At 44.0% G+C, this 18,568-nt stretch carries 14 protein-coding genes; 5 read left to right on the forward strand and 9 right to left on the reverse strand.

The genetic code is table 11. From position 1 onward, the window contains the following. Nucleotides 1-394: 394 nt before the first annotated feature. The 3 genes from cdaA to HQ39_RS08515 all read right to left on the reverse strand — a co-directional run bounded on the left by cdaA (nucleotide 395) and on the right by HQ39_RS08515 (nucleotide 4,539). Nucleotides 395-1,159, reverse strand: coding sequence for a diadenylate cyclase CdaA (gene cdaA, locus HQ39_RS08505; RefSeq protein WP_036790775.1), 765 nt, complete (start codon nucleotides 1,157-1,159; stop codon nucleotides 395-397). Between the two features lie 3 nt (nucleotides 1,160-1,162). Then, nucleotides 1,163-2,032: a dihydropteroate synthase gene (gene folP, locus HQ39_RS08510; protein ID WP_036865451.1), complete on the reverse strand. Its 870-nt coding sequence runs from the start codon at nucleotides 2,030-2,032 to the stop codon at nucleotides 1,163-1,165. A 170-nt stretch (nucleotides 2,033-2,202) separates the two neighbouring features. Then, a complete protein-coding gene (locus HQ39_RS08515) occupies nucleotides 2,203-4,539 on the reverse strand; it encodes a carboxypeptidase regulatory-like domain-containing protein (protein WP_036865453.1) in 2,337 nt (778 codons plus the stop codon). Between the two features lie 524 nt (nucleotides 4,540-5,063). Here HQ39_RS08515 and HQ39_RS09630 point away from each other — a divergent pair. Beyond that, complete coding sequence (locus HQ39_RS09630) at nucleotides 5,064-5,240, forward strand: hypothetical protein (protein ID WP_160216122.1); 177 nt, start codon at nucleotides 5,064-5,066, stop codon at nucleotides 5,238-5,240. 63 nt (nucleotides 5,241-5,303) lie between these two features. On the opposite strand, the gene HQ39_RS08520 is transcribed toward HQ39_RS09630, so the two are convergent. From HQ39_RS08520 to HQ39_RS08545, 6 genes are all read right to left on the reverse strand, one after another. Next, nucleotides 5,304-6,563 (reverse strand): phosphoglycerate kinase, encoded by a 1,260-nt coding sequence (locus HQ39_RS08520; protein ID WP_036849327.1) that lies wholly within the window; start codon nucleotides 6,561-6,563, stop codon nucleotides 5,304-5,306. Between the two features lie 144 nt (nucleotides 6,564-6,707). Further along, entirely contained in the window at nucleotides 6,708-8,900 is a 2,193-nt protein-coding gene (locus tag HQ39_RS08525) for a RelA/SpoT family protein (RefSeq protein ID WP_036865455.1), read from the reverse strand. Nucleotides 8,901-8,906: 6 nt separating this feature from the next. Beyond that, nucleotides 8,907-10,670: a bifunctional metallophosphatase/5'-nucleotidase gene (locus HQ39_RS08530; RefSeq protein ID WP_036865457.1), complete on the reverse strand. Its 1,764-nt coding sequence runs from the start codon at nucleotides 10,668-10,670 to the stop codon at nucleotides 8,907-8,909. 111 nt (nucleotides 10,671-10,781) lie between these two features. Continuing rightward, nucleotides 10,782-12,911 (reverse strand): S46 family peptidase, encoded by a 2,130-nt coding sequence (locus tag HQ39_RS08535; RefSeq protein WP_036865458.1) that lies wholly within the window; start codon nucleotides 12,909-12,911, stop codon nucleotides 10,782-10,784. Continuing rightward, nucleotides 12,908-13,453: a CYTH domain-containing protein gene (locus HQ39_RS08540; protein ID WP_052079565.1), complete on the reverse strand. Its 546-nt coding sequence runs from the start codon at nucleotides 13,451-13,453 to the stop codon at nucleotides 12,908-12,910. The genes HQ39_RS08535 and HQ39_RS08540 overlap by 4 nt, the downstream gene beginning before the upstream one ends. A 1-nt stretch (nucleotide 13,454) precedes the next feature. Beyond that, entirely contained in the window at nucleotides 13,455-14,531 is a 1,077-nt protein-coding gene (locus HQ39_RS08545; protein WP_036790795.1) for a DUF2027 domain-containing protein, read from the reverse strand. A gap of 66 nt (nucleotides 14,532-14,597) precedes the next feature. On the opposite strand from HQ39_RS08545, the gene HQ39_RS08550 reads away from it, so the two are divergent. From HQ39_RS08550 to HQ39_RS08565, 4 genes are all read left to right on the forward strand, one after another. Then, nucleotides 14,598-15,836, forward strand: a complete 1,239-nt coding sequence (locus HQ39_RS08550) for an S-adenosylmethionine:tRNA ribosyltransferase-isomerase (RefSeq protein WP_036865460.1) — start codon at nucleotides 14,598-14,600, stop codon at nucleotides 15,834-15,836. Continuing rightward, complete coding sequence (locus tag HQ39_RS08555) at nucleotides 15,799-17,148, forward strand: MATE family efflux transporter (protein WP_036865461.1); 1,350 nt, start codon at nucleotides 15,799-15,801, stop codon at nucleotides 17,146-17,148. Before HQ39_RS08550 ends, HQ39_RS08555 begins: the two co-directional genes overlap by 38 nt. 12 nt (nucleotides 17,149-17,160) lie before the next feature. Then, nucleotides 17,161-17,583 (forward strand): 2-amino-4-hydroxy-6-hydroxymethyldihydropteridine diphosphokinase, encoded by a 423-nt coding sequence (locus HQ39_RS08560; RefSeq protein ID WP_036865462.1) that lies wholly within the window; start codon nucleotides 17,161-17,163, stop codon nucleotides 17,581-17,583. Nucleotides 17,584-17,752: 169 nt separating this feature from the next. Further along, nucleotides 17,753-18,145 carry a hypothetical protein gene (locus HQ39_RS08565; protein ID WP_036865464.1) on the forward strand — a complete coding sequence of 131 codons (393 nt, stop codon included), beginning with the start codon at nucleotides 17,753-17,755 and terminating at the stop codon, nucleotides 18,143-18,145. Nucleotides 18,146-18,568 lie beyond the last annotated feature (423 nt).

The following is an 18,568-nucleotide window of genomic DNA, read 5'->3' on the forward strand; positions in this document are numbered from 1 at the left end:
TCAAACTCTTCTTTGTCATTTTGTTTCTATTTATTCCTATGCTCAGTATCCTTACTCTATTTCCCAGGTAATAGTTGACGGGTAATGTCCTCTACTTAACATAGAGATATTTCCCTTGTACTACTTGTTGAAAATCTTGTATCCAATATATCTATGATCTCAGTTCAAAGACTCTCCTACATAAGGGAGTCCGGAGAGCAAAGTTACAACAACTTTTCTTATCTCAAAAATTTTTCTCAAAAATTTTTCTAACTCTCATTTCAACGAACGGACATCGCTGTCACCACAGCCTCTCATTCGTTTTGGGGATGCAAAGGTACAATATCTTTTTTAATAGCCAAACAAAAAGAGAAAAATATTTTTACTCTCTCAAAACTATTATTGAGAACAGCGCCTATTTCTGCTGTAAAAACTTCTGAAGATCTTCCGTAGAAATATTAGGAGTGAGCACTCCTTTGTGAGCAATGGATATCTTACCTCTCTCTTCAGAAATGATAATCACCTTGGCATCGGTAGCCGTTGCCATGCCGAGACCGGAGCGGTGTCTCAGTCCCATCTCCTTGGGTATTTCAGAAGAATGAGATACCGGAAGGATAGAGCCGGCAGATACAATTCTCTTACCGCTAATGATCATCGCCCCGTCATGCAGGGGACTGTTCTTGAAGAAAATATTTTCGATCAGACGGGCATTAACGGCTGCATCTATACGCTCACCCGTATGTTCATATTGCTCAAGACCATCTTTTTGTTTGATTACGATGAGCGCTCCGCTCTTTTTCCTACTCATATTGAGACAGGCGAGAGTGATGGCAGCGATCTCTGCAGTAACTTGCGTATTATTATCTGCCCCTTTAAGAAACACCTTAAACAGATGCGACCAGCGACCACGAGAGCCAAGCAGAGTCAGAAATCTCTTTATATCATCTTGAAAAAGAATTACGACAAGCACAACTCCTCCCGTTGAGACAAAATCCAAAATAGAGCCGAGAAGACGCATCTTAAGGAAAGAGACAACCATTGAGATCACTAAAAATGCCAGCAATCCGTAGAAAAGAGTCTTAGATCCGGAGGATCGCAGAGACTTTTGTACCTGATACATCAGGATCGTAACCAGAAGGATGTCAATAAAATCCTTTATGCCAAATTGAAACCAACTCATATATTATAGTCGTGATGTTAGGTTCGTAGGATCAACTATTGCTTGCACTATTCTCACCACCTCTTTAGCCGCTCTCACATCATGGACTCGGAGAATATGCGCACCATTGAGAAGAGCTGCGGTATTAAGTATGGTAGTACCATTAAGAGCATCTTCCGGAGAGATCTCAAGCAGTTCCCATATCATCTTTTTCCTTGATATTCCTACGAGTAAAGGAGCATTAAACACCTCAAACCATCTAAGATTGTGAAGCATCTCATAGTTTTGTGCAATATTCTTGCTGAATCCGAAACCGGGATCCATTATGATATCGGCTTGAAAACCGAGAGAGCGAAGCTGATGCCTTTTAGCCTCCAGATCTCTTATAACATCGAGAGTAACATCTTCGTATTGAGCAAGCGAAGACATCGTTGATGGAGTTCCTCTCATGTGCATCAAGATATAAGGCACTTGAAGTTTTGCCATCGTGTCGAACATATCATCATCCAATGTTCCACCCGAAACATCATTGATAATGGCTGCTCCATACTTTTCCACAGCCCTTCGAGCCACACCGGCTCTAAATGTATCCACAGACAGCGGAAGGGTCGGATACTCCCTTTCCAAAGCTTTCAGTGCCGGTTCTACACGCTTCCACTCTTCCTCTTCCGATATGGGAGAGGCTCCGGGACGGGTAGAGTAGCCTCCGATATCGAGAATCGAAGCCCCTTCTAAAATCATCTGTTCCGCTTTGGCAAGAATACTCTCTTCCCTTAAAGCTGTACGACTTCCCGAGTAGAAAGAGTCGGGAGTCGTGTTCATAATACCCATTACGATGGGCTCACTTGTCAGATTATAAAGTTTTCCCTTTAGATTCAGGGTTATTGGTATCATTTATATTACGGAGTGTTCGTTTCAACAAAGATAGTTGATATTTCTGATACCTTTTTACAGAATGTTATATATACCGGATTAACACATCTTTCGCTCGTTTTTGAGGTGTTCTTTCACTTCGGCACACCTGCTTAAAAAGCGGCTTTGAAGTTGTTTATATCTGATTTTATTTAGAATTCACCCCTGTCGAGATCTTCATTTTCAAGGGACTTACCACCTCTATACTCCTTACCGATAGAGAAATAATAAGTCAGTGCAATGCTTCCTTTCCAAAAGTTGTCTCTCTTTATGGAGCGTGTGGTCTCTTGTAAACGGAGAAAGGAGTGGTTTTCAGTGACAGAGAGTTCGGGGACAAACAGATTTTCCAATGCCAACCGGACATTCCATGAACCTTTTCTCCAGAAACCGGACAGCGAGCTATAAAAACCGGAAGATGAAATAAAGTAGCTGTACAGCCTCTTATAAGGCAGATCCAAATCTCCCTGCACTCCCCAACGATCTTTTTGATAGAGAAGACTAATGCCGGAAGGGATGGAGAAGAAAGAGAGTTGTTGATCTTTGGAAACAGAATAGTGCTGATATCGAGGCTGAGCATATAGACGTATTTGCAGCTGCTCATTGCCAAATGGCTTGATAGAAACCGATGTGCGTAAAGCTAAAGATTCGGAGTAGAGAGCATTGATCCGTTGTTGAACAACAGCCTCCTTACCATTGATCCTCTCTTTCAAAAATGTCGTAATCCAATCTCCGGAGGTGTGATTATAGACCAGCCGACCGGACAGATCCACATAGTCATTACCCCAATCGTAATAGAGACGCCCCGTTGAGAGATAACTGTTTTGGAGAAGAGGGTTATTTCTCACAAAAAATCCCTCTCGAACCTGCCGCGTTACTTCGGTTGTACTACCCAAATCCGGGATAAGATTGGCTGTTTCAACCTCCAATCTCAACCGATGACCATGAGGCAGATTATAGCCTGCTAAGGCTCTCGGATTGAAGTAAAAGCGAAGCCGATCCTCTTCAAGCCCTCTGTGGGCTGAAGCATAGTGCATCGAGACGGCAGGGACAATACGGTAAAAGAAACGCTTTCTGTTGCCCTCCCATGTCAGATAAAGTTGATCTCGGAACTGACGTTGCAGATCCACGCTCTCTCCCGTGCTTGTTCCCTTTATGGCAAAGGAGGCTTGGGAGTACATCATTTGAGTTCCGATGTACAATCTGCTGTTCTTAAACGGATGAGCATATTCCACCTGCCCTATCACGGAATGCTTGGAAGTGCCCCCTTCTATCCGTTCACGCAAAGCATCTGCATGGTTCGTTTCGTTCCGCTCACTCAGATCATAATCGGAGTGGAGCGTATTGTAGGTATATACGACATTGGAAAAGAGTCTGCGTCCTCCCGTCAATGTCCGGTCGTAATAGAGATCAATGACCGGCGTGAACACTTTGCCCAAGCTGTTGGTATATCCTTTACGCAACACCTCCTGCGCTCCTTTTCGGCTGTATGCATCATACTCCCGGTTGTCGCCCACCTTCTCCAGAGAAGAAGAGAGAGCAATCTCCAGATAGTGTTTATTGGGTTGGTTCAGAGAATAAGCCGTTTTGAACAGATAGTTTTCGAGACGTTTGTGTGAGATACCCTCTGTTCGGAAAGAGTATGGCTGATCTGCTTCGTACCGCGTGCTCTGTTCATCCTTCTCTCCCAATCTTGTATTCCTGTACAGTCCCTTGAGAAAGAGTTTAAGTCTGTGCATCCCTCTATTGTAGCTATAATAGCCGTTTGCAATGACATCCGTATATAGAGGAGAGGTCATCCCTTCTACTCCGGCTTGATGACCGTCATCAAGAGGTTTGGTAACAACATCTATCACACTTCCTCTCGTGTTGTATCTCTCAGGCGCTATGTCGAAATAGTCTATGCGGATTATCTTACCGGGAGGTATGGAGCGCAGCTCTTCGTGAGTGGCATGCCGACCATTGATAAGAACAACAGGTGCAACATCACCGGAAGCAGAGACAATTTCTCCCGTTCGGGCACTTGCTTTCACCTGAGGCAGCGTTAAAGCCAAATCCAACAGATTTTGTGCCAAAGCTATCTGATTAGGCTTGAAATAGTAGCTCTTCTTATCTATTCCCTCCTTAGCCTTTCCCAGCACGACCACTTCTCCCACTTCTCCCTCCGGAGATCCCAGCTCAAAATCTTGACGCAACAGGGGCGACTCCGGTTTTATCTGTATCTCTTTCCTCTCTTTTTTGTACCCCACATAGCGTGCCTCCACAATATATTTGTCAGAAGAGGGTATTGCCATCGAGTAGTAGCCTCTTTTATCGGTATAAGTGAACCGAAGAGGCTGTGAGGCATTCGGCGCATAAAGTGCAACCAAAGCAAATTCAAGCGGTTCTTTGGGTGTGAGTCGGACAAAACCCTCTACACGTAAAGATTGAGCCGTAGCCGAGATAAAAAAAAGAGTGCACAAGATAGCAAACAGGAGCTTGGTTCGTTTCATTTTAGCCGAGATTTAGAATAGTCCGGATTCATGACCTTATCAAAAGCATCAAACACCGGATTTCGGGGAGATAAAAGTCAGTAATCGGCTTGGTTCTGCTCCTTTCAAAGAGGTGAGTCGGATGCTTTCGGAGATCTGATATTTATTGGAGGCAAAGTTAAAAAAAGTGCCTAATTATACAAAACCATCCTTTATAAATCTCGGCAGCAACTCTATTGTGTCATCTGTCTGCTCTGTCCGGCAATCAAGATCACAGTATTTAGAATCTTCTCTTTTCTCCTTCGGAATGCCTGTAAAAGTTATAAGTTTTCAGTTTATATACGTTTGTAAATCTGCCTGATCGGGTTTAAGATTGGAAATCGTGGGTTGAAGTGAGGAAATCAAGGTTTGACTTTGAGAAGTCGGGGCTTGGTTTTTAGAAATCAAGCGTTGATGTACGAGAAGCAAGGTTTGGTTTGCAGATTCGGACAGGTTCGGAGAAAGATATGAACAGGTATAGAGAAAGATATTAAAGTGTTTGGGGAATGATGCGAAAAAGGGAGAGTCTTTTTCCATACGGAGCTGCACGCAAAAAGAGGGGAGTGGGTTGGTGCTCTCTACTTGCTCCGGGAGATCTTCGAGAGAGCAAAAGCGATGCCGGAGGGGTGTTCCGTCTGCTTACCAAGGGATTGAAAACGAGCAGTAGAAACGTGTCTCTGTGAATGGGACAATAAAAAAGCCTCCATCCATCAGGATAGAGGCTTTTTATCGTTGTACAAAGAGATTTACTTATTGATAGCCGCAATACCCGGAAGCTCTATTCCTTCGATTGCTTCCAAAAGAGCACCACCTCCGGTAGATACGTACGAGACTTGGTCTGCAAGGTCGAACTTATTGACGCAAGCCACAGAGTCTCCTCCGCCTATCAGTGAGAAAGCTCCTTTCTTGGTGGCTTCCACGATGGAGAGAGCCACTTCTCGTGATCCTTCTGCAAAGGTATCCATCTCGAAGACACCGCAAGGACCGTTCCAAAGAATGGTTTTGGACTCTTCGATAACCTTTCCGAACATTTTTCTTGTCTCGGGACCGATGTCCATTCCTTCCCAACCGGCAGGGATCTCATTGCTCTTTACGACCTGATGTTTAGCATCGTTGCTAAAATCGTCTGCCACGACAGAGTCCACAGGTAAAAGAAGATTCACACCCTTTGCTTTGGCTTTTTCCAAAATGGCAAGAGCTACATCGAGCTTGTCCAACTCTACTATGGAGTTGCCTATCTCGCCTCCTCTTGCTTTGGTAAAGGTGTTGGTCATACCACCGCATACGATAAGGTTGTCCACTTTATCGAGAAGATTTTCGATGATACCTATCTTGGAAGATACCTTGCTGCCTCCCATGATGGCTGTGAACGGGCGTTTAATGTTATCCAACACATTGCGAACGGCTTCTACTTCTTTTCCCATGAGGAAGCCGAACATCTTGTGATCTTTATCGAAGTGGTCTGCCATGAGTGCCGTAGAGGCATGTGCTCTGTGAGCAGTACCGAAAGCATCGTTGACATAAACGTCGGCAAGGTCGGCAAGAGCCTTTGCAAACTCTTTTTGCTTCGCCTTGATCTCTTTCTTAGCCGCGGCTTTCTCCTCATCGGTAGCATCTTCTTTCAGTCCGCGAGGCTTTCCCTCTTCTTCCGCATAGAAGCGAAGGTTTTCGAGCAACAGGATCTCTCCCTCTTTGAGTGCTTCCACTTCTGCCTCTACCGCCGAACCGACAGAGTCTTTGACAAACTTCACGGGGCGACCCAACAGCTTCGACAGATGCTCTACGATATGAGAAAGCGAGAGTGCATCGGATACACCTTTCGGGCGTCCAAGATGGGAGCCCACGATGAGTCTTCCTCCGTCGTTCAAGATTTTGTTCAGAGTGGGGAGGGCGGCACGCATACGAGTGTCGTCTGTAATGTTGAAGTGTTCGTCGAGAGGAACATTGAAGTCCACACGAACAAAGGTCTTCTTCCCTTTGAAGTTGAAGTTTTCTATTATTGCCATGCTTGTCTATTATAATAATTTACGGAACATACTTGTCCTGCAAAGTTACACAAAAGAAATGTCTTTGTATCCGAAAGATTATCAAGAGGTAAAGATTTTGATCCGTACTCGTTGTTTCTCTTTCTGCCTCCTTTAGGAGTAGGGCTATATGCGTTCAACGGACTTTACACCCTTGACCGCCATGACCCTTTTGGTAAGAGAGGTAAGGGCATTATAGTCTTTCAGATAGACCACAAACGTACCCACAAAGAGACCGTCATGCGACTCTATGTTGAAGCTGCGCAGGGTTACCTGTTCTATCTTGGATATATTCCCGGTGATGTTGGAGACTATGGATATATCGTCATTGCCCACCACACGGAGAGTAACCTCGTATCCGGCATTTCCTGCCCCTGCCCATTGGGCTTGAAGGATGCGGTATCCGAAGCGTTGGAAAAGATCGGGAGCGTTGGGGCAGTCCATACGATGCACCTTGATACCGTTGGTGGAGACATAGGCAAAGACTTTATCCCCGAAGATCGGCTTGCAACACTTCGCCAGATGGTACTCTATGCCGGTAAGGTTTTTGTCTATGACGAGGACATCCTGACCCTGTGCGATCTCTTCCGGAAGAGTGGTACGGACAAATGTTTCCGCACTGCGTTGGGTGCGGCTCTCTGCCGGGATGCTCTTTTCATCTATGATCTGCTTGTACTCGTCCACTACCTGATTGAGACTTATACTGCCTTCTGCAAGTGCAAGATAGAAGTCTGTAACGGTGCGGAAGCCTTTCTTTTTGATAAAACGGAAGAGTTCGGCATCGTCCAGCTCCACTTTTCTGTTCTTGAATCGACGTGCCAGCTCCTCCTTGGTAAACTCTATGGACTTTGCCGACTTCTCTCTAAGACTCTGCTTGATCTTGCTCCGCGCTTTGGCTGTCTGTACAAACTTGAGCCAGTCCGGCTTAGCCTCCTGCGTTCCGGAAGTGAGAATGCGGACACTGTCTCCGTTATTGAGTACATACTTAATGGTAACATTCTTGCCATTGACGTTACCTCCGACACATCTCAACCCCAGACCGGAGTGGATGGCAAAGGCAAAGTCGAGCACGGTGGCACCTTTGGGAAGATTGATAAGCTCGCCTTTGGGAGTAAAGACATAGATCTCCTTGTCGTAGATGTCCATCTTAAACTCTTTGATAAGGTCGGCACTCTGATGCTCTTTATCTTCTAAAAGCTGGCGAACACCTTTCATGAACTCATCCAAAGAGTCTTCCGACTTGATGCCTTTGTACCTCCAGTGGGCGGCAAGACCTTTTTCGGCAATCTCGTCCATACGTTCGGTACGGATCTGTACCTCGACCCATCTGTTCTCCGGACCCATCACGGTTATGTGCAGACTCTCGTAGCCGTTGCTCTTGGGCGCGGAAATCCAGTCTTTGAGCCTCTGCGGATTGGGTCTGTACATGTCCGTTACAACCGAGTAGGCTTGCCAACAGAGCGACTTTTCTCTCTGCACCGGAGCATCTATCACAATGCGTATGGCAAACAAATCGTAAATGTTCTCGAACTCGATCTGTTGCTTTTTGAGCTTATTCCGAATGGAGGATATGGATTTGGTTCTCCCTTTTATCTGGAATCGCAGTCCCTCTTTTTGCAGTCGCTCCTTGATAGGAGCTATAAATCTTGCAATGTAGGCGTCTCTATCTCTTTTCGTCTCGTTGAGCTTCTTTTTGATGAAGTCGAAAGTCTCTCTGTCCGTATATTTCAAGCAGAGATCCTCCATCTCGCTCTTGATAACATACAAGCCGAGCCTGTGTGCAAGAGGAGCATAAAGGAAAGAGACCTCCATGGCAAGAGCAATGCGAAAAGAGTCGTCCGGTATCTTGTTCACAAGACGAAGGAGTACCATACGATCGGCAAGCATGATGAGGATGACTCTGATATCTTCGGCAAAAGAGAGCAGAAGGTTGCGGAAGTTCTCGGAGTTTATTGCCGTGTTTCTGGCATAAAGCTCCGATGTCTTGAGCAACAGGGCTATCATGTGCGCTACCTTTTCTCCCACATTTTTGGAGATCTCTTGAAGCGAAAGTCCTCCCTTGTGTGCCGAACGATACAAGAGTATGGCAACGGCACAGTCTGCCCCAAGACCGATCTCTTCAAGAGCGAAAATAGCAGTGCGGAGATGCCTGTGAAGCCCCGATATACCGTTCTTGTCTCTATCGAGATGTCCCTCTTCGACACTTCTCTTTATGGTATCGAGGATCCATTTTCGACTGGGATGCCCGGAGATTTCCTTGTGAGAAAGAAGCTCTCTGGCAAGGGTGATGAGTTGCGCTTGTTCGTTCGACGTAAACATGGTGTGTTATGATTCCGGAGTGAAAAGTAAAAGACTGTCTTTTGCAGCCGCAGTGCGTGCCATATTTTCCGGGACAAACTTCCATGTGGAAGAGGGTCGGGGCGTCAAAGGATTGTGCGTCTGCAAATATTGCATCAGGAGATAGCGAAGATCTTTTTCGGATGTTCTCAGGATGCGACCATTGAGCTGCTCTTTGCTTAAAGAGATACCCTTTGTGAGCATACCGCCTCCACCGCTTCCACGATAGGAGTTGACAACGACTTTGTACTGATTATCCATCTTGAACGGTGTGCCGTCTTCGAGAGAAAGTATCGTTACACGCTCTCCTACCGGCTTGGTAATGTCCACCGTGTAGCGTATGCCGTGAGCGGAGTCGAAGTTGTAGTACGGCTCTTGGAGCTTGGTCATCTTGTGCCCTGTCTCTTTCTGCTTAAAGAGCAAAAAGCTCTCTTCTCCCGGCTTGGCGGTACGAATCCAGGAAGCGTAGGAGTATTCGAGCGCAGATCTGACCTCTTCTCCCGAAAGAGAAAGGAGGTAGGTGGTGTTCTCATACTTGTACAGCTTGAAAAGATCTCGCATCAAAATCTCTCCCTGTCTGACCTCTGTGTTCATGGTAAGGGGTGAAGAGAAAGAGATATCCGCATCTTCAAACTGAGAGAGCTGTACCCGATGGATGAGATCCACGAAGGCACTCGGTCCGAAGAATGCCGGTCGGGAAGAGATCGGTTCGGTAGTGAAACCGACCGGAGAAGAGATAAACTTCTTCACGGCATCGTATTCACTCTTGAACTTTTCTATAAACTCTTCGGACGGCTTGGTATTATCAAGAGGAACGAGAGATGGCGCTATCCGAATGCCGTTAGGGGTAAACGTTACTTTGGTTTGTGAGATAAAAGATCCTCCGGCAGCAGGATTGATGACATAAGTATGCTTTTGGTGCTGAGGATGTGCCACGGAATCTATATAGGAAGCGTGATCGTGCCCACAGCATACAAGGTCTATCTCCGGCACGAGAGTGGCGAGAGCATAGCCTGCATCCTCTAACAGAGGTTCCTCAAGATTGGATTTTTTCCCTCTTCCTGCGTGCAGCAGTGCAACTATCATATCCGGAGACTCCTTTTCTTTTATCTCTCGGATGTATGTTTGAGCCGTTGTTACAACATCTTCAAAGCGCATACCTTTCCACAGAGACTCGGGAAGAAAGTTCGGTACAGATGGTGTAGTGAGACCGAGTATAACTATCCTTTTGCCATCTTTCTCTATTGTGGTATAGGGGCGGAAGTAAGGGTTTCCTGTGGCTGTATCCGTAACATTGGCAGCCAAAAACGGCATCTTCAAATCCTTTTCGAATCTGTCATAGACGGGATGCCCTGTCTCTATGTCGTGATTTCCCACTGTTACGGCATCGTATTTCAGATAGTTGAGCACGTCTGCCATAAGATGAGAAGAGAGCGTATCTATAAAGTTATAGTAGTAAGCCGTTGGTTGACCTTGGAGAATGTCTCCGGCATCAAGAAGAATCATGTTCTTGTCTGCCTTCCTGACGGAATCTACATAAGTGGATATACGGGAGTAGCTCCCTTTCATCGGCTCATCCTGAATGAAGTTGTACGGAAAAACATTGCCATGCAGGTCGGTAGTGTGCAGGATGGTCAGGGTTACATCCTCTTTCTTCGTGCTATCGCACCGAGAGAAGAGAGGTAAAGTAAAAAGGAGAAGAAGAGTACCCAAGACTCTCTTCCAGTCATAGAATTGTTTTTTGTTTTGCATCTTGTATTTGTTGTTTCGGAACAGAAAAAGACTACTCTTGTACTCACCCAGGAGACAAGATGTAGTCTTTTCGTAAATAGTCTGTTAAAAGCAGGTTGTGTACGAGTACCGTTACCTTCTTATCTTCATCTCCTTGATGAGTCTGTCTGCTCCAAGGTAATCATTTAGGATAAAAAGGACATAATCCACATCGCAAATGATGCTTCTCTGATAGTTGGGCAGATATTGTATATCCCCTCCAACGCCTTCCCAGTTTCTATCAAAGTTAAGACCGATAAGTCTTCCATAAGCATCTATAACGGGACTTCCGGAATTTCCTCCCGTAGTATGCGTTGTAGCACAGAAGTTCACACGCTTCTTTCTATTCTCAGGCTTTTCTGCCAGAGCCTTTATATCGGGAAGAAGAGCGTACTCGGGGTTATTGGGATCATATTTTTCCAGCACACCTTCCATTGTTGTAGAGTGTCCGTAAAACACATTATCCTTCGGAGAGTAACCCTCTACTTTACCAAAAGTATATCTAAGAGTGGAGTTGGCATCGGGCCAAAGATTCAGCTCTCCCTCCATTTCCAACAATCCTTTGACATATATCTTTCTTGCTTCTGCAAAAGACTTGTCTTCCTGAGCAAGTGCTTCTTTCAGTCCGTTGTATCTGTTGCGCACAGAAGTAACAAGACGCACCAAAGGATCTTTCAGGTAAACCTCAGGAGAGAAGTTGAATAAAAACTCGCGATAACTCTCTCTGCTGCGATAGATGGTAGTGTTCCACAGATCCTCCACATACTTCTCTACATTTTTTACATCCTTTAAAGCACCCGGAAGATCGTTTACATCTGTTTCTACCATGTAAGCTCTGATCATCGCTTTCATGACTTTAACGTCCAGCATTCTGCTGTAATCTTTGTTGAAGAAATCGTCATAAGCTTTCAGAGCTTTCTCTACATTCGGCTTGGTTATCTCCTCTTTGGGAATGATCGGAACGGATATAGCCTCCACAGCTCTCAGCAACGCTTCGTCTATCAACCACATCTGCTTGCGGACATGTGCTCTGTTCTTGACCATTCTTTCTATGGTTGCCACTGCGGCTTTGTACTCCGGCTTATTGTTCTTTTCGGCATATCGGATAAGTTTGTCGGTCTGTGCCTGTTTCACTTTCTCCAGCTGCATCTTATTTATAGCCCAATTACTTCCTATGGCATTCTTATAAGCATTGGTGCTGTACGCATACTTGGAAGCATACATGATATTCAGAGCTTCATCCTTGCGCATCTCTTCAAGGAGATTGTTCTGTCTTATCTCACGCATTCTTATGCGTATGTCATTATCTATGTCTCTTCTTTCTACCACTTCGCTTGTAGTGTAGAAATGATTGGTGCGTCCCGGGAATCCTATAACCATTGCAAACTCTCCTTTTGCCACGGGCTTACTTGCAACTTGAAGATATCTCCTTGGTTTCAAAGGAATATTGTCGGGATCGTACTTTGCCGGATTGCCATTCTTGTCGGTATAAACACGGAAAACGCTGAAGTCGCCGGAGTGTCTCGGCCAAACCCAATTGTCTGTATCTTCACCATATTTACCTACACAAGAAGGCGGAGCCGCGACAAGACGTATATCGTGATACACTTTCTGTACAAAGAGATAGTGTTTGTTCCCTTCATAGAACGGACGAAGAGAAACCTGTGTACCGAACGGCATTTCTCCGCCAATGATCTCCTTGTACCATGTTTCCCCTATCAGCTTGAGTGTTTCCGCTTCCGTTGCTTTAGGAGAAAGGTTCTTGTGTTTATCAAAAAAGGTATCGACATACTTTGTAACATCTTCTATACGTTCCGTAAATGTTACTGTGGTTCCCGGATTTGGAAGCTCATCCTTCATGCTGTTAGCATAAAAACCATCTCTCAAATAGTTTTGATCCACGGTGGAATGCGCACGTATCTGATCGTATCCGCAGTGATGATTGGTGAATACAAGTCCTTTGTCCGACACAATACTGCCTGTACAACCTCTGTCGAAGATCACTATCGCATCCTTTATGGATGTTCCATTGGGGTTGTATATATCGGTAGCTCTGAGCTTCAATCCCTTTTTTACCATCTTATTGTAGTTCTGTTTACTCATAAGAGGTAATAGCCACATACCCTCGTCGGCTCGAACAGAAGTATAACCACCGGAACAAACCAGCAATATTACCGCTGCAATCAATCCTTTCAGACCTTTTGAGATCATCGTTTTCTTCATTTTTCCTTTATAGTATTATGTTGTTCTTGAATGCTTGTATAGTGGGACTTTCTTTTACTGTCCCATTGTTTGAACGGAAGACGAGAGAGAGCACTGTTATAATATCTTCCTTTTCCCGTAACCTCGGCACATATCCATTCCGGCAGATTTACGGGAGGATCCTGTCCCGGAGACAGCTCTACCTCTGCCGTGATAAGTCCTTCATTCTCTCCCAGAAATCTGTCTACTTCAAAGGTGTATCCTTCCCAGGGTATCCAGTATCTTATCTTATGTATTGGCGGATAGAGAGACATTTTAAGCATCTCCTTTGCATCCGTTAGCGGAATCTCGTATTCGTATTCGTTTCTGGAAGCAAGATCTTCCTCCAACGGCATACCTTTTATGGTCAGATAGGCTTTATCTCCTGCCACACGAACACGAAGAGTGAGATTTAATCCTTGATGATGCGAGCATAGATAACCCTGAATCATCTCCTGTTTCCTTATGGCTAAAGGTTCAAATCCTTCTTTCGCAATGTATTTCAGCTCTTTCTCTATCGCCATTTTACTTCTGCTTGCGCTGTTCTTTCCTTATGGTGATTTGAGTGGCACCGAATCCGTATTCCTGAAAAGAGGCATCCTGCATGGAGCAGAAGTCATACCTGCTCTTCATGATCTTCTCTACCTCTTTTCTCAATACGCCATCCCCTTTCCCGTGAATAAAGATGATCTTTTTACCCGGAAACTTAAGATTGGCTTCCATAGTCTCTATCACGGTTCGTTTTTGATACTCCAGTATATCTTTAGGTTCCATCCCCACAGTGGTATCGAGCAGTTCATGATGATGCAGATCCACTACCAGCGGAGCATTGGGGTCTATCACCGGCTTGGCTTTTGCTTTTATCTTCTGATCCTGCCTGATCTTTTCGTCCATCTTACTCTGTATATCTTCCGAACGGATCTCAAATCGAGGAGCCTCCTTATCATCATTCATCAAAACGAATGTAATGGCACCCTCATCAAAGTAAGGATTGGGAGCAAAAGCATGACGCTTGAAAAATCTTTGCGGCTCCAGCTTTACCACTGCATCTATACAGGGTTTGGCTCCATATTTGGTATCGCTTTTATAAGGAATGATCTGGCATGCAATGCGTCTTCTATCCGAAAGATCTTCCACGGCAAAAGACTCTATGTACTCGACCGAATCGTATGGAATATTACCGCTGAAGAGCATTTTTCTCTCTCCCGTATCTCTATCCTCGGTGCTGTAAATGAGATAAAGGTCATAGTTGCTCTCGTTTACGATGTACGCCTCATAGCCACACTTTCCGAGTTCATTTATTTCATCGGGCAGATATGCCAGTACAATATTGAGTTTTTCTCCTGCTTTTGAAGTGGGTCTTGGGTGAACAGGTTTTGGTTTATGCTCCACCCGAACCTCCTCTTTAACCGGAAGTTTCAACTCTGCTTTAGGAACCAACGTGCTGCCGGGCGTTATCACTACCACCTCGTTTTCGTAAACGGGAACGTCGAAACCATCTTCGGTCTCTACCATAACCACATTTCCGGAGCAGAAAGCCTTAACGACTCCTCCTCCTACACTGTCTAAAAATCTTACTGTATCTCCTATTTTTATTTTCATTCACGTCTCTATTTTTTCACTCTTTCAAAGTTCACTATTTTTGCCTACAAATACAAATAATAGGGTATGCAACGACAGCAGATAGAGTCAATAGAGATAAAATCTTTCAACTACGATTTACCTGAAGAGAGGATAGCCAAATATCCCTTGAAAGAGAGGGATAGTTCCAAACTGCTTCTGTTTAATGAAAACAGAGAGATGGAGGACAGATCTTTTTATCAACTGCCCGAACTCCTTCCGGAAAACTCTCTTTTGGTTTTCAACAACACGAAAGTAATCCATGCTCGGCTCCATTTCCGGAAAGAGACAGGGGCTCAAATAGAGATTTTCTGCCTTGAACCGCTTTATCCCGAATCTTATGAGATCAACCTCTCCACACAGCAAGAAGTAACATGGATATGCCTGGTCGGAAATGCCAAAAAGTGGAAACCGGGCACCTCCGTCTCTCTTACCCTGAAAGATGAAAAAGGAAAAGAGATAACGGTATATGCCAGATACACTCCATCCACCACTCCGGACAGCAGGAATGTTACTTTTACATGGGATGCCCCGGTATCTTTTTCGGAAATACTGGAGTTGGCAGGCGAACTTCCCATACCGCCTTATCTCAACAGAAAGACAGAAGAGTGCGACTCCGAAACCTACCAAACCGTCTACGCCAAATGGGATGGAAGTGTAGCTGCACCAACGGCAGGACTCCACTTTACACCCGATGTATTGGAAGCCATAAGGCAAAAAGGGATAAAAACAACCCCCGTGACGCTTCACGTCGGAGCAGGAACATTCAAACCGGTAAAGAGTGAACTGATCTCTCAACACGAAATGCACAGAGAGATGATAGTGGTACAGAGAGCCACCATCGACTCTCTGCTTGCTCATTTGGGCAGTATAACGGCAGTGGGAACCACTTCCACACGCACACTCGAAAGCCTTTATTACATCGGTGTTCATCTGATAGAAAACAGCTCCGAACCTCTTTTCGTGGCGCAGTTCGAGCCTTATCAAAAGCTCTATTCTCACACTGTGCAAGCTGCTTTGGAAGCTATCTTGAAATATATGGATGCCAACGGCTTGGATCAGATAGAAGGACACACCGAAATCATGATAGCTCCCGGTTTTGAGTTCAGGCTTATAGACCGGTTGATCACCAACTTTCACCAGCCGCAAAGCACTCTTCTTCTGCTTATCTCTGCCTTTATAGGAGGTGGAGACGAATGGTGTAAAATCTATGACCATGCCCTAAAAAACGACTACAGATTTCTCAGTTATGGAGACAGCTCGCTACTCTACCGCAGCCGCTCATAAATGGATACTGAAACTTGCCATTCCCAATATCCTCAGCAATATCACCGTACCGCTGCTGGGGATATTCGATCTCGGCATGTCCGGAAGACTCCAATACGTTCACGAGATAGGTGCCGTGGCTCTTGCCGCTACGCTTTTCAATATGCTGTACTGGACTTTCGGCTTTCTCCGTATGGGTACTACCGGACTCACTGCTCAGGCTTGCGGAAAAGGAGATAAGAGAGAGATGGGAAGAATACTCCAACAATCTCTTCTCATAGGTGGTCTCATAGGACTTCTGCTTCTTATTTTTGGAAAACAGCTGGCAGATTTTCTACTCGATTTCGTAACGTTTGAGTCCCAAAACAACGGCGAACTGATAGGCACCACAACAGACTATTTCCTCATAGTGATATGGGGTGCTCCGGCAGTGTTATGCAATTTTGCTCTCAACGGATGGATTATAGGCATGCAGAACAGCTGGTATCCGATGGCTATCGCTATCTTCACAAACACTACCAATATCCTGCTCTCTGCTCTGTTTACATTCCAAATGGATATGGGCATAACAGGCATAGCACTTGGAACAGCCATAGCTCATTGGTTGGGTCTTATCCTTCTTCTCTTTGGCGTTTGGTGGCTGTTCATACGAGGAAAAAAGGTCTCTTTCTCATGGAAAACAGATGAACTTAAACAGGGAATAGGAAAGTTTTTTCATACCAATCTCTTTATCTTCCTGCGTACCTTGCTATTGGTCATCACCAACACCTATTTTACTTATTACGGAGCATCGGAAGGTGAAATAGCTCTATCTGCCAATGCCATACTATTGCAGTTTCTATCCCTGTTTTCCTACTTTATAGATGGTTTTGCTTATGCCGCAGAGGCTATCATAGGACACCTTTTTGGAGCAGAGAGAAGAGTGGAGATACAAAAATTCATCTACCGTCTGCTGGGATATGGACTATTATTGTCCCTTATCGCTTCCGGCATATACTTCTTATCCGGAGAGCATATACTCCGACTCTTCACGGACAAAACGGAAGTGCTGGAATACGCCGATCATTACCTTGTATGGATTTGGATTGTTCCCATTGCCGGATTTACTGCTTTTGTTTGGGACGGTGTATTCATAGGATTGACCCTCACAAAAGATATGTTCATATCGATGCTCGTAGCGGTCTCCATCTATTTTACGATTATATATATCGAACCATCCCAAGATCCCAACTCCACTCTCTGGATAGCGATGCTGCTCTATCTTGCCATAAGAGGAGTAATGCTCAATCTTATATACAGCAAAAGAAAGCATACTCTGCTTCTTCACGCTTAGAACCATTGTTTTATGACACACATCTATTACATATACGTAGGATCTACCACACGCTCTCCGGAGGAGATGCAAGAAGTTACGAAAGAGATCCGAAACACCTACTTCCCAAATCTTATATCCTCCTCTTTTTTTCTCTCTCCCGGATACGGATCAGGAACCGGTAAGGTCTACACCAATGGAGTTTACAAGATAGAGATCTCTTTAGACCTTGATGCGCTTTCTCTTCTTCTGAAAACAATAGAAACGATATTCGGAAGAGATAAAAAAAAGAGTAATGGAGAGATAGCTCTTGACCTGGATATAGTGGAAACAGATAACGTGGTAGTAAGAGAAAAAGAGCTCAATCAGTATCCTTACAAACAGGGAAAAAATGAACTTGACGAGATAACCAAAACAAATAAAACATCTGTTTTTTCTTCGTTCCGCAAGACTTAAACAAACATTTGATAGATAATATTTCCTCTCCTAATTTTTTATGTATCAAAATATTAGTTATATTTCTACCACAACGAAGCAACTATTTTTCCAAACCAAAATCTAAAATCGGTTGAAGTACTTAAAGAGAAATTAGTAAGATTATATCTACCCAAAAAGGATCAAATTCATGAAAAGTTCAGTAAGTACGATCTATAAGATTTTCCTTATATCTGCTTTTGTCATTTTGATGTCCGGTATTAAATGTGAACCTGAAGCACGTCCCTTAAAATTCAAGGAAGTATTCAGAACAAACGAAAGTGAGATTTACATGATTAGATTTAGTTCTAATTTTAAAGACCACAAGAAAGTAATTTACTTTAAAAACGAAAGTCTACACCAAAGATTAAATTCTCTAAGATATATTTATTATCTTTCCAAAGAGCAAGTAATACATGACTTGGAAAAAATTCCTCCTTTTGGTATTGAGATTGATTCAGTAGGAGTTTACAGTAAGACAAGTGATGAAGTATTGGCAATGTTTTACTCCAAGAAGTTCCAAGATAAAGGTAAAGTATATTGAGCCATTTGGAAACTCGCTTATCCGAAAATCCACTCCTTCTCCCTTGTATTTTTATATAAAAATGAACCCCTGACTTTCTACTCCTATAACCTTAAATCCAACCTGTCAAATTAGAGAATAATAGAAGTATATCATTATAAATATCTTATATTCAATTTGATATGAAAAATATCAAATTCGCGAAAAAATTTTTCTCAGTCCATTTCATGGGGCTTTTTCGCGTTAATTGGTGTGAATTTTAATACTCTTCTCTGTAAACGTTTCCTAATAAAGAAATTTGCCTTTTCAAGAGCATTTTAGGGCAAAAACAGGTAGATAATTGATTATTAACATTTTAGCTATTTTGGCTAAACACTTTAATCGAATCCGGTAAACGTATTAAATGAAATGGGTAAACGTGTTCATTGAAAAATTAAACACGTT

This window comes from Porphyromonas sp. COT-108 OH2963 (assembly GCF_000768895.1).
Lineage (GTDB): Bacteria > Bacteroidota > Bacteroidia > Bacteroidales > Porphyromonadaceae > Porphyromonas_A > Porphyromonas_A canoris.

Bases quoted from the DNA above. Each gene is read 5' to 3' on its own strand.
- cdaA (WP_036790775.1), bottom strand. From the start codon at position 1,159: ATGAGTTGGTTTCAATTTGGCATAAAGGATTTTATTGACATCCTTCTG.
- folP (WP_036865451.1), bottom strand. From the start codon at position 2,032: ATGATACCAATAACCCTGAATCTAAAGGGAAAACTTTATAATCTGACA.
- HQ39_RS08515 (WP_036865453.1), bottom strand. From the start codon at position 4,539: ATGAAACGAACCAAGCTCCTGTTTGCTATCTTGTGCACTCTTTTTTTT.
- HQ39_RS09630 (WP_160216122.1), top strand. From the start codon at position 5,064: ATGATGCGAAAAAGGGAGAGTCTTTTTCCATACGGAGCTGCACGCAAA.
- HQ39_RS08520 (WP_036849327.1), bottom strand. From the start codon at position 6,563: ATGGCAATAATAGAAAACTTCAACTTCAAAGGGAAGAAGACCTTTGTT.
- HQ39_RS08525 (WP_036865455.1), bottom strand. From the start codon at position 8,900: ATGTTTACGTCGAACGAACAAGCGCAACTCATCACCCTTGCCAGAGAG.
- HQ39_RS08530 (WP_036865457.1), bottom strand. From the start codon at position 10,670: ATGCAAAACAAAAAACAATTCTATGACTGGAAGAGAGTCTTGGGTACT.
- HQ39_RS08535 (WP_036865458.1), bottom strand. From the start codon at position 12,911: ATGAAGAAAACGATGATCTCAAAAGGTCTGAAAGGATTGATTGCAGCG.
- HQ39_RS08540 (WP_052079565.1), bottom strand. From the start codon at position 13,453: ATGGCGATAGAGAAAGAGCTGAAATACATTGCGAAAGAAGGATTTGAA.
- HQ39_RS08545 (WP_036790795.1), bottom strand. From the start codon at position 14,531: ATGAAAATAAAAATAGGAGATACAGTAAGATTTTTAGACAGTGTAGGA.
- HQ39_RS08550 (WP_036865460.1), top strand. From the start codon at position 14,598: ATGCAACGACAGCAGATAGAGTCAATAGAGATAAAATCTTTCAACTAC.
- HQ39_RS08555 (WP_036865461.1), top strand. From the start codon at position 15,799: ATGGAGACAGCTCGCTACTCTACCGCAGCCGCTCATAAATGGATACTG.
- HQ39_RS08560 (WP_036865462.1), top strand. From the start codon at position 17,161: ATGACACACATCTATTACATATACGTAGGATCTACCACACGCTCTCCG.
- HQ39_RS08565 (WP_036865464.1), top strand. From the start codon at position 17,753: ATGAAAAGTTCAGTAAGTACGATCTATAAGATTTTCCTTATATCTGCT.